Annotated in this window: 11 protein-coding genes; 10 read left to right on the top strand and 1 reads right to left on the bottom strand. The window is 43.6% G+C overall.

The genetic code is table 11. The annotated features are described in order from the left end of the window. Nucleotides 1-158: carboxymuconolactone decarboxylase family protein (locus HKN88_02985; protein NNC97018.1), on the bottom strand; the 158-nt coding region annotated here is incomplete at its 3' end. Between the two features lie 96 nt (nt 159-254). Here HKN88_02985 and HKN88_02980 point away from each other — a divergent pair. From HKN88_02980 to HKN88_02935, 10 genes are all read left to right on the top strand, one after another. Next, nucleotides 255-665, top strand: a complete 411-nt coding sequence (locus HKN88_02980; GenBank protein NNC97017.1) for a hypothetical protein — start codon at nt 255-257, stop codon at nt 663-665. Nucleotides 666-706: 41 nt separating this feature from the next. Next, on the top strand, nt 707-865 hold the full coding sequence (locus tag HKN88_02975; GenBank protein NNC97016.1) for a LysR family transcriptional regulator: 159 nt from the start codon (nt 707-709) through the stop codon (nt 863-865). A 216-nt stretch (nt 866-1,081) separates the two neighbouring features. Then, nucleotides 1,082-1,909, top strand: coding sequence for a hypothetical protein (locus HKN88_02970; protein ID NNC97015.1), 828 nt, complete (start codon nt 1,082-1,084; stop codon nt 1,907-1,909). A 172-nt stretch (nt 1,910-2,081) separates the two neighbouring features. After that, on the top strand, nt 2,082-2,885 hold the full coding sequence (locus tag HKN88_02965; protein NNC97014.1) for a hypothetical protein: 804 nt from the start codon (nt 2,082-2,084) through the stop codon (nt 2,883-2,885). A gap of 85 nt (nt 2,886-2,970) precedes the next feature. Next, complete coding sequence (locus tag HKN88_02960) at nt 2,971-4,776, top strand: M61 family metallopeptidase (GenBank protein NNC97013.1); 1,806 nt, start codon at nt 2,971-2,973, stop codon at nt 4,774-4,776. 174 nt (nt 4,777-4,950) lie between these two features. After that, nucleotides 4,951-5,331, top strand: a complete 381-nt coding sequence (locus tag HKN88_02955; protein NNC97012.1) for a BlaI/MecI/CopY family transcriptional regulator — start codon at nt 4,951-4,953, stop codon at nt 5,329-5,331. 52 nt (nt 5,332-5,383) lie between these two features. Beyond that, a complete protein-coding gene (locus tag HKN88_02950) occupies nt 5,384-7,618 on the top strand; it encodes a carbohydrate binding family 9 domain-containing protein (GenBank protein NNC97011.1) in 2,235 nt (744 codons plus the stop codon). Between the two features lie 211 nt (nt 7,619-7,829). Beyond that, on the top strand, nt 7,830-9,236 hold the full coding sequence (locus HKN88_02945; GenBank protein ID NNC97010.1) for a circularly permuted type 2 ATP-grasp protein: 1,407 nt from the start codon (nt 7,830-7,832) through the stop codon (nt 9,234-9,236). Continuing rightward, nucleotides 9,229-10,182, top strand: coding sequence for an alpha-E domain-containing protein (locus HKN88_02940; protein ID NNC97009.1), 954 nt, complete (start codon nt 9,229-9,231; stop codon nt 10,180-10,182). The genes HKN88_02945 and HKN88_02940 overlap by 8 nt, the downstream gene beginning before the upstream one ends. A gap of 15 nt (nt 10,183-10,197) precedes the next feature. Further along, a complete protein-coding gene (locus HKN88_02935; protein ID NNC97008.1) occupies nt 10,198-11,019 on the top strand; it encodes a transglutaminase family protein in 822 nt (273 codons plus the stop codon). Nucleotides 11,020-11,110 lie beyond the last annotated feature (91 nt).

Raw genomic sequence — 11,110 nt, 5'->3', positions numbered from 1 at the left:
CCGAGCAATTCTTTGGTGGACTTTGAGAGTGAACTGTCTGCGGTATACACCAGTGAATCAACCGAAAATACCCGCTTAATCACACGGTTATCTTCACTTAAAATACGCTCATTCATTTTGGCGCGATAGTCTTTGAATTCTTTTAATGTGTTAGACAAGACGTTTTCCTCTATCGTATTGTGAGATTTTGCGGTATCTTTTCATGGATAAGCTTAAATTACCAGTAATTAATAGCATAAATACAGAGGTGTAATGTGGAAGAACTCAATGCAGCGATGGAAGCGGGTACATCTGATGCCGTGAAGATCTGGATGAACTGGATGGGTATCGTATTTATCGCGAGTTTGATATTTGTGTGGAAACATAAAACAGCTCGATATGCGTTCTTGGCACTTGTTCTGACAATGCCGTTGGGCTTTGGTGTATGGAAATTCACCGGAAATATTCACCTTATGGGAATTACACATTTACTAGTTTGGACACCATTGGTTTTTATTATTTATCTTAGAGAATTTTGTGCAACCGGAACGTGGCCGGATACACCTTTTGTGCAACGATTTAAAAGCCCGTATTTCATCTGGATCTGTTTATTATTTGTCACAATTTGTATTTCGCTGATATTTGATATTCGGGACCTTGTTTTGGTCATAATGGGTCAAAAATAAAAAAATTTGGCAATATGGATTATGCAAACTAAGCAACCGTCATGCGCTTAAGACACATAGAAGTATTTCATGCTGTGTATTTAACGGGATCAGTTAGTGGTGGCGCCAGAGCGCTCAATGTGTCACAGCCCACAGTGAGTAAGGTGCTCAAACATGCCGAAGACCAACTCGGGTTTAAATTATTTCATCGCAGCAAATGAATGATTTGATTATGCTGCATGCATCGGTATTTAGTATGTGATTTAACTGACACAAAAAATCACTTTACCATCCGGCGTCCAATCATTTAAAATGCGGCCTGCTGTGTGGTCAAAATCTACTTTAACCACTGGAATCCAACGGCGCTGGGCCACATTCGTTAGGCCAGCCTAAAGTTTCCTCATTATTTATTTTTTTACTTAATAGTGAGGTGACCTATGTCGCAAAACAAAACCAAGATATTGATGTGCCCGCCCGATTTTTTTGAAGTGGACTATGCGATTAATCCCTGGATGATCGGTAATGAGAATAACCTGGATGTTGAGCTAGCCAAGCAGCAATGGAATAATCTCAAGCAAACCATTGAACAGTTTGCCGATGTTGAAGTCATGCCACCTGCAGACGGATTGCCGGATATTGTGTTTACCGCCAATGCCGGCGTGGTGGTTGATAACAAAGCCATGGTCAGTCGTTTCAAGCATCCGGAACGTCAGGGCGAGGAGCCATTGTACGAGGCCGCATTTCGAAAGCTCGGATTTGATATCGTTGACCTGCCCGAGGAGATTAAATTTGAAGGCGCGGGCGATTCATTAATGCATCGAGGTGGTGACTGGGTATGGTCAGGTTACGGCTTTCGGACCGATCTGGAATCACACCAATATTTAAAAGAGTTCTACCAACGTGAAATAGTTTCGGTAAAACTGGTCGATGCACGTTTTTATCACATCGATACCTGCATGTGCCCTTTATACGATGGTTATTTGATGTACCACCCTCCGGCCTTTGATTTTGATTCCAGACTGGCGATCGAAAGCCGGGTACCGTCACACAAACGTATCGTGGTTGATACCGCCGATGCGGGTAACTTTGCTTGTAATGCTGTGAATATTGGGCGCAACATTATTGTAAACAAGGCATCGGATTACCTAAAAGCACGTGTTATGCGTGATGGCTTTAAACTACATGAAGTGGATTTATCAGAATTCTTGAAGGCCGGCGGGTCGGCAAAATGCCTGACTTTGAAGCTAAACGAAGGTATGGCTTGATTGATACCAGGTAACATAGTGCTGCGATACGTATAGCTATGCATTAAAATACACGAACCCGAATAACGAAAGGTATTCGGGTTTTGTTATTTTTGCCCTATTAAATCCAGTACCAGATTTTGACTCTCCAAAAACGTAAGCCATGAACTCTGATAAACAAACAAAAATCCTAATGTGTCCACCTGATCATTTTCAGGTAATTTATACGATCAATCCATGGATGTCTGGTAATGAATATCAGCTCAATCTGGATAAAGTGAAAAAGCAATGGAACAAGCTCAAGAGCTGCATCGGGCAATTTGCCGAACTTGAAACCATGCAGCCCGTGAAAGGTGTGCCTGACCTGATCTTTACCGCGAATGCCGGTGTGGTGTATAAAAACCGGGCAATTGTCAGCACTTTTATGAATACCGAACGCAAGGCCGAAGAGCCCTATTACGATGCGGCATTTTGCGATCTTGGTTTTGAAATACATCACTTGCCCGAAGGTGTCATATTCGAAGGCGCGGGAGATTGTTTGCTGGATCGCGGCGGCGACTGGGTCTGGGCAGCCTTCGGGGTGCGCTCGGAACTGGAAGCGCATAAAGCACTGGAAAAGTTTTTTGAGCGTGAAGTTGTTTCATTGAAATTGATCGATGAACGCTTTTATCATCTCGACACATGCATGTGCCCGTTGAGTGATGGCTATTTAATGTATTACCCGCCAGCCTTTGATTATGTTTCGCTACTGGCAATTGAAAGCAGAGTGCCGCCCGAGAAAAGAATTGTGGTGGATACCACTGATGCGGGACACTTCTCCTGTAATGCGGTAAATATCGGGAAGCATATAATCATGAATAAAACCTCCAGTCATTTACGCAATAAGCTTACCGGGCATGGCTTCACGGTTCACGAAGTTAATTTATCCGAATTCCTGCGCGCCGGGGGTTCTGCAAAATGCCTTACGCTTAAATTAAACGAGCCTGAAAATGGCTGAATGTGAACAAGAATTTAGCCAGTAATTTTTACTGGCTTTTTTATGAGAGAATCATTAACAAAATAGAAGCATCCAGGACATTAGTATGACCCCGCAAATACATTACCGAATTTCCGTCCCCGAACCCAATTCCCATTATTTTCATGTACAGATTCGTATTGAGCGTCCGGATCCGAATGGACAAGTGTTGCGCTTACCGACCTGGATCCCGGGAAGCTACCTGATACGGGAATTCGCCCGACACTTGCAAACCGTTACTGCGAGCAGTGCCGGTCAATCAGTCAAGATCGTTAAAACCGACAAAGCCACCTGGCAATGCGAGCCGGTAGCGGGTGGATTGATCGTTGTGTACAAGGTTTATGCTTTTGACCGCTCGGTGCGTAGTGCATATTTGGATAACACCCGGGCATTCTTCAACGGCAGCAGTGTGTTCTTGCAAGTCGTGGGTCAAGAGAACGAGCCGGGTTCATTGCAGATCGAAAAAATTACCCACCGCTGTGCCGAGCAGTGGAGCGTGGCAACTACCTATCCTGCTGTCAAAGTCGATGCGCAAGGTTTTGGTGATTTTGCAGTGGACAATTATAAGCAGCTGATCGATCATCCGGTCGAGATCAGTGATCTTACTCAAACTGGGTTTAAGGTCGACAATATTCCACATCAAATGGTTTTCACCGGTTCACATAAAGGGGATATGGATCGCCTCGCGCAGGATGTGAAAAAGATTTGTGCCACGCATGTAAAAATGTTTGGTGAATTACCCGTTAGCAGGTATTTGTTCATGACCCTGGTCGGCCAAAATATCTATGGGGGTCTGGAGCACAAGGATTCGACGGCTTTAATGTGCTCTCGACATGAATTGCCACAGGCAGATTCGCACTCTGGTTCCGGCAATCAAGAATTTACAGTCAGCAATGAATATCGCCGGTTTCTCGGATTGTGTAGCCACGAATATTTTCATTTGTGGAATGTAAAACGCATCATGCCAGAGGCTTATCTAAACACCGATCTGGCGAGTGAGGCCTATACCCGCCAATTGTGGATCTTTGAAGGCATTACTTCCTATTATGATGACCTTGCATTAGTACGTTCCGGGGTCATCACGTCTGAGAGTTATCTGGAGTTGCTTGGTAATACACTCAACCGGGTACGCAATCAGGCAGGACGCTTAAAACAAAGTTTGGCCGAATCAAGTTTTGACACCTGGATCAAATTTTATCGCCCGAATGAAAACACACCCAACACCGTAGTGAGTTATTACGCGCAAGGATCTCTGGCCGCACTTGCTCTGGATGTCACTTTGCAAACCCAGACCGAAGGCAAGCGGAGTCTTGATGACGTTATGCGCTATCTTTGGGAGCATTACGGTAAAAAAGCCGTTGGCTTACCCGAAGGGAAATTTGAGCAAATCTGTGCTGAACTCAGTGGTCTGGATCTAACAAGTTTTTTTGATGACTGGATCAGAGGCAAGGGCGATCAGGCAATAATTTCCTTGTTATCAGGGATTGGAATCAAAAGTGAATCCCGCCATGATGATTCACACAATAAACTCACCGCATACTTTGGTTGTGACGTCGAAATGCGTGGACCACAAATTTTTATAAAAACGGTGTACAGCGCCAGTGCGGCAGAGCAAGCCGGGCTGGCAGCAGGTGATGAACTGGTGGCGTTTGATGGTCAACGCATCAACCGGGTGTCTTTACAAACTTTGTTTAAGCAATATCAGGTAGGCGACAAAGCCGAAGTTCTGGCATTTCGTCAAGGTCAACTGCTCAAACTGAATATCGGTTTACAACAAGCGCTTAAACAAAAGTGGACACTTGCAATCGATGAGACCGCTGAATTGCGCGCCCAGCAATTACGCAATAAATGGCTATGGAAAGCAGCCGGCTAGGCGTTGTGTAGATTGAATATTAGAAAACCCTAATTAACTCCTAAAGAATTAGTTGACAGCGCCAAGAATTGGGCGTATTTTAAACCTAATATTTTAGGACTAAAGAACTAGGATTTTTAGACTGAGTCTTAAAATCTTCCGATTTCGATAATTGTTGATAAAAGGGTGACGAAAATGGCACGCAAAGCATCTAAAACATTAACCGATGGCGAGCTTCGTATCATGGAAGTCATGTGGGAGCTTGAGTCTGCATCGGTTAGACAGGTTGCTACTCGTTTACGTGAGAAGGATGAGGTCGCCTACAACACAGTGCAAACCATGATGGGAATATTGGAAAGCAAGGGCTATCTTGACCACCACAAGGAAGGTCGGGCATTTGTGTATACCCCGATCATTAATCGTCGTACGGCGCGATCCTCCGCATTAAAACAATTAATGAACAGTTTTTTCGATGGCTCGCCACAGGCCTTGGTGCAAAATCTGATCCAGGACGAGAACATTGACGCCATTGAGGTTGAGAGTTTGCTAATGAAGCTCACTAATAAAGCCGATTGATTTGTTAGATCAATAGGGCAAAGTGTAAATTATTTTATATAAAGGAAAATTGATGCATTTAAAGTTAGTCTTAAACGTAGTTACCTTTATTGTTCTACTTTTAACCAGTATTTCAAGTTTGTCAGCACAAGATTCTATTTATAAGATCAAAAATTATGAATTGCCGAGCATCTCTCAAGCTGCACGAATTGACGGAGTGATGGATGAACCGCAATGGCAAGAAGCATTAAAGCTCGATCTGATCTATGAAACATCACCCGATGAAAACACTCCGGCCAAACAAAAGACCACAGCATATCTGTACGAAAATGGTGAAAGCCTGTATGTGGCTTTTCGGGCGGAAGATTCGGATATGTCGCAATTAAGGGCGTTTATCAAGGATCGCGATTCCGCTTATCAGGACGATTTCGTGGGCATTCAAATGGACACTTTTAATGATGAGCAGCGGGCCTATGAATTTTTCGTGAATCCATACGGTTCCCAAATGGATCTTTTATATGATGAAAGTTCGGATGATGACGACGATTCATGGGATGCGATCTGGGATGCTCAAGGCTCGATCGATGAAGGTGGATACACAATTGAAATGGAAATTCCGTTCAGTAATCTGCGTTTTGAAAGCAGTTCGGATGTAAAAACCTGGGGGATTGAGGTTTTACGTGTTCACCCTCGAGATCAACGCCGTATTTACCGTAACAGTCCACGCAACCGAAATCGTAACTGCATATTGTGTCAGTTTCATAAGCTCAAAGGTTTTCAAAATGCGAAGCAAGGTAATCAGCTTGAACTGAATCCGGTATTGACCATTGGTAAAAGTGAGTCGCGAAATGATGCTGGAGAGTTAGTCACAAATAGCACAGATTACGAGCCCGGATTGAATGTGCGTTGGGGAATTACCCCCGAGTTAACTCTTGATGGGACTTTGAATCCGGATTTTTCCCAAGTGGAGTCGGATTCGGCGCAGTTGTCGGTGAATGAAACATTTGCTTTGTTCTTCCCTGAAAAAAGGCCCTTCTTTCAGGAGGGTTCGAACTATTACAATACACACATGAATGTAATTTATACCCGCAATGTCACAGATCCTGAATACGGCTTGAAGTTAACCGGCCGTCAGAACAGTCACACCTTTGGAGCATTTGCGGTTAAAGACGAGATCACCAATATTATTCTGCCGGGAACTTTTGGATCCAGTTTTACTTCCTTGGGAGCAGAGTCGGATGTTTATGCAGGACGTTATCGATATGATTTCAATCCGGATCTGAATATTGGATTAATCGGAACATACCGTGATTCCGGAGATTACAATAACACTGTTACCGGAGTGGACGGGTTTTATCGTTGGAAGGAAAAACACACTTTTCGGGCCATCTATTTAAATTCAAATACCGATAATACGCTTGCTATGCAAGATGAATTCGGACTTGCAGCCAAACAATCGGGTCATGCTTATCGTTTAAATTACCGTTACAACTCCCGTGACTGGTTTGCATTTTCCAACTATCGCGATTATGACAAGGATTTCCGTGCCGATCTAGGCTTTATAACCCGGGTTAACAATGATCAGTTCGCTATAGGTGGCGGACGGGTATTGTACAGCGAAGATAAATGGTGGAACCGGATCGAGATTGGTGGCGATTGGGACATAAGCCATGATAATGAAGGCAGGCTGTTAGAAAAAGAGCTGGAGGGTCGCATTGAAATAAATGGTCCATTGCAGAGTTACATCAGTACCGGCATGGTGGCGCGTGATCGCTTGTTTGAAGACACTTTGTTTTATGAAAAATTTAACTGGGCATATTTCGAGATCAAGCCGATTGGTGGCCTGGTAATCGGATTTGAAACCAATATTGGCGATCGAATTGATTTTTCAGAGTCAAAACTGGCCGACAGTTTCAGATTGCAACCATTCATTAATTTTGACTTGAACAAGCATCTCAACCTGAACATAAAGCATACTTATAATCGGCTGGACTCTGATGGCGGTAGAAAGCTAACAGCAAATCTGACCGATGCAAGAATAAAATATCAGTTCAGTACCCGCAGTTTTCTTAGACTTACACTACAGTATGAAAATATAGAATCCATTGATCAAGATAGACTAAATTTTGGTGAAGAAACTGGAAATAAAGGCCTGAATTCTCAATTGTTATATTCGTATAAAGTTAATCCACGCACTGTTTTCTTCCTCGGTTATTCGGATTTATCCGATGATGCCAATACTGAACGATCATTGCAGACTCAGGAGCGGGGCTTGTTTATGAAACTGGGTTATGTATTTGATTATTGAATGACATGAGTAAACTAAATATATAGTGAACTGCCCCAAAAAGAGGCACACGATTTTATTTATGGTGCATTTGTAATTCGACTCAATAAAAAAACCATAAAATCTTGAAAATCCTACGCTATGTAAAGTAATTTGACGTTATGATAGGTTTTTTGTATGTTCAAATACAATGACAAAAAACAAAAACGTGTCCGTAGATTTTTTTGATGAAATGCTTGGTCCCAATGGCGATCCGCGTCAGGGAATGGAGCGATTGGCAGAATGGATGCTACAGGCGCCAAGGGATTTACTTACTGCACGTCAGGCAGAAGCAAAAGTATTGTTTCGTCGTATAGGCATTACATTTGCAGTGTATGGAGAGGGAGGCGATCCAGAGAGATTAATACCTTTCGATATTGTTCCGCGCGTTCTGCGTACAAAAGAATGGGAATTTTTATCCAAGGGAATAAAGCAAAGGGTCAAGGCCCTGAATATGTTTATACACGATGTATATCATAATGGTGAAATTCTCGCTGCAGGCAAAATTCCAGAGCGCCTGGTCTTGCACAACAAGGCTTATTTACCCATCATGCGTGGTGTGAGTGTTGCGGGTGATGTGTACTCGCATATTGCCGGGATCGATCTGGTTCGCACCGGCCCTAATGATTTTTATGTCCTGGAAGATAATACGCGTACACCATCGGGCGTTTCTTACATGTTGCAAAACCGCGAAGTTATGATGCGTTTGTTCCCTGATCTTTTCAGTTCACATCGTGTCGCGCCGATTGAGCGCTATACAGACGACTTGCGAGAAAGTTTGAAATCTGTAGCTCCCAAAAATTGTGAGGGTGATCCCACTGTTGTAGTTATGTCACCTGGTTTGTATAACTCGGCATATTACGAGCATTCTTTTTTGGCCGATAAAATGGGCGTCGAACTGGTTGAAGGACAAGACCTTTTTGTCCTGGATAATACGGTGTACATGCGAACCACATACGGTCCAAAACGCGTTGATGTGATTTATCGACGCATTGATGACGCTTTTCTGGATCCATTATCATTTCGGGCTGATAGCACTCTTGGCTTGCCCGGTTTAATGAATGTTTATCGTACTGGTGGTGTCACAATTGCCAATGCAGTTGGCAGTGGAATTGCAGATGACAAGGCCATTTATATGTATGTGCCGGAAATGATCCGGTTTTACCTGGGCGAGGAACCGATATTGAAAAACGTGCCGACCTACTGGTGCGATAATAAAGATGATTGCAAATATGTGTTAGAACATCTAGATGAGCTTGTGGTTAAAGAGGTTGCCGGCTCAGGTGGCTATGGCATGTTGGTCGGCCCTAAAGCAACACCGCAAGAGCGCAAGGATTATGCTTTAAGAATAAAATCGGATCCTTCAGAATTTATTGCGCAACCAACCCTGGCATTATCAACAACACCGACTTATGTAAATGATGGCTATGCACCAAGGCATGTCGATTTACGACCTTATGTCCTGGTTGGAGCAGACAAGATCCGACTGGTGCCTGGCGGCTTGACCAGAGTCGCATTACAACAAGGGTCTTTGGTTGTGAATTCTTCACAAGGCGGTGGCACCAAGGATACCTGGGTGATTGGAGACAAGCATGCTTAGCCGCTCAGCAGCTTGTTTGTACTGGATGGGCCGTTACATGGAACGGGCGGAAAATTTGTCACGAATTATAGAAGTTGGTTTCCGTTTAAGTCAGATACCGGAATGGGAAGGCAGCGGACCCGCCAAGATCGAATGGAAATCCTCCGCCGTTGCTGCGGCATGCGCCGAGGGATTATTGGCAAAGCATGGTGAGGCAAATCTGGAATCCGTTATTGCCTATATTGCCCTAGATGAAAACAATCCTTCATCCATATATTCTTGTTTTAAAGCTGCCCGAACTAACGGACGTACCGTTCGAACTGCACTGACCAGTGACATGTGGGAGTGTCTGAATGACACCTGGCTGGAATTTAATTCGAGATGGCTTGAAACATTGAATCAGGACAATTTGTGGGAGTTTCTTGATTGGGTAAAAATACGAACCAATTTATTTCGTGGTGCAATACTTGGTACCATGTTGCGCGATAATTCATTTGCATTTACCAACATCGGGACATTTATAGAACGAGCAGACAATACTGCCCGCATACTGGACGTTAAATACCATATTCTTTTGCCGCCAGGTGAACAATTGGGCGGTGCCCTGGATTACACACAATGGGTTACCTTGTTACGCTCGGTTACCGCTCTCGGTTCTTATCATTGGGTGTATCGGGATTCAATCAAACCGTGGAATGTTGCCGAATTATTGATATTGAAAGAGCAGTTGCCGCGCTCACTGGTTTATTGTGTGTCCCGTATCGAACGTGATCTATTGTCATTGAATGAACATGATGGCCAACGACATGACTGTCATCGTTTAGCCGGTAAAATGTATTCGCAACTCAATTTTGCAAAGATTGACGATGTTTTCCAAAACGGATTACATGAGTTTCTAAATGAATTTCTGACACAAAATGAATTGCTTGATAATGCTATTTCCAATAACTATCATTTTTACTCCTGATTGATCGAGTAGACAGTGCTGATCAAAATAGACCATTCAACCAGTTATCAATACGATACAGAAGCAAATTATTCTATCCAGAGCTTGCGCTTAACGCCTCAGCCTGTTGATGGGCAACGCATACTTTCATGGAATATACACGTGGAAGGAAATAACATATTGGATGGATTCACTGACAGTTTCGGAAATCTTACACATACTCTGGTTATCAGCAAGCCACACAAGTCAATTTGTATCCGGGTTCAAGGAGAAATTGAAACGAGCGATACAAACGGTGTAGTCAGTGGAGGACTGGAACTTTTTCCGGAAATTTTTTATTTACGCGAGACCAGTCAAACAATTGCTAATCAGGCAATAATAGAACAAGCGGAAAAAGCCGAACAAGGCACTGAAAATATTCTGGATTGTTTGCATTATTTAATGGGATCAATACGCAGTACGATCGATTATCAAACTGGTCAAACGCATGCTAATACAACAGCAGCAGAAGCCATCCAGAATGCTTCAGGTGTTTGTCAGGATCATGCCCATGTATTTCTTTCGGCTGCACGCTATCTGGACATCCCGGCCAGGTATATTTCCGGATATTTATTACACAGCGATACCGGAGAGGAAAGTGAAGCATCACATGCCTGGGCAGAAGCTTTTGTGCCAGACTTGGGATGGGTAGGATTTGATGTGTCCAATAATGTCTGTGTCAATGAAATGTATGTAAGAGTTGCCATAGGTCTGGATTATCACGATGCGGCACCGGTCAGGGGAGTGCGACGGGGAGGAGAGGGCGAGAAATTAACCGTATCAGTCCACGTCAATCAGGTTGGCGAAGCGGCGCAATAACTTCAATGGAATTATATTGAATTCAACTAATACCAATCGTCAGTGAAAGGGGGCAGTTAGCCCTCTTTTTTGATGGGATTCTGCTAAAGTT

It is taken from the genome of Gammaproteobacteria bacterium, assembly GCA_013001575.1.
GTDB lineage: Bacteria > Pseudomonadota > Gammaproteobacteria > Steroidobacterales > JABDMI01 > JABDMI01.
Note: the sequence above shows the minus strand (reverse complement) of the source record. Positions and strands in the feature narration are given on the sequence as shown.

Coding starts and splice junctions, on each gene's coding strand:
- HKN88_02970 (NNC97015.1), top strand. CDS start 1,082: ATGTCGCAAAACAAAACCAAGATATTGATGTGCCCGCCCGATTTTTTT.
- HKN88_02940 (NNC97009.1), top strand. CDS start 9,229: ATGCTTAGCCGCTCAGCAGCTTGTTTGTACTGGATGGGCCGTTACATG.
- HKN88_02965 (NNC97014.1), top strand. CDS start 2,082: ATGTGTCCACCTGATCATTTTCAGGTAATTTATACGATCAATCCATGG.
- HKN88_02945 (NNC97010.1), top strand. CDS start 7,830: ATGCTTGGTCCCAATGGCGATCCGCGTCAGGGAATGGAGCGATTGGCA.
- HKN88_02975 (NNC97016.1), top strand. CDS start 707: ATGCGCTTAAGACACATAGAAGTATTTCATGCTGTGTATTTAACGGGA.
- HKN88_02960 (NNC97013.1), top strand. CDS start 2,971: ATGACCCCGCAAATACATTACCGAATTTCCGTCCCCGAACCCAATTCC.
- HKN88_02950 (NNC97011.1), top strand. CDS start 5,384: ATGCATTTAAAGTTAGTCTTAAACGTAGTTACCTTTATTGTTCTACTT.
- HKN88_02955 (NNC97012.1), top strand. CDS start 4,951: ATGGCACGCAAAGCATCTAAAACATTAACCGATGGCGAGCTTCGTATC.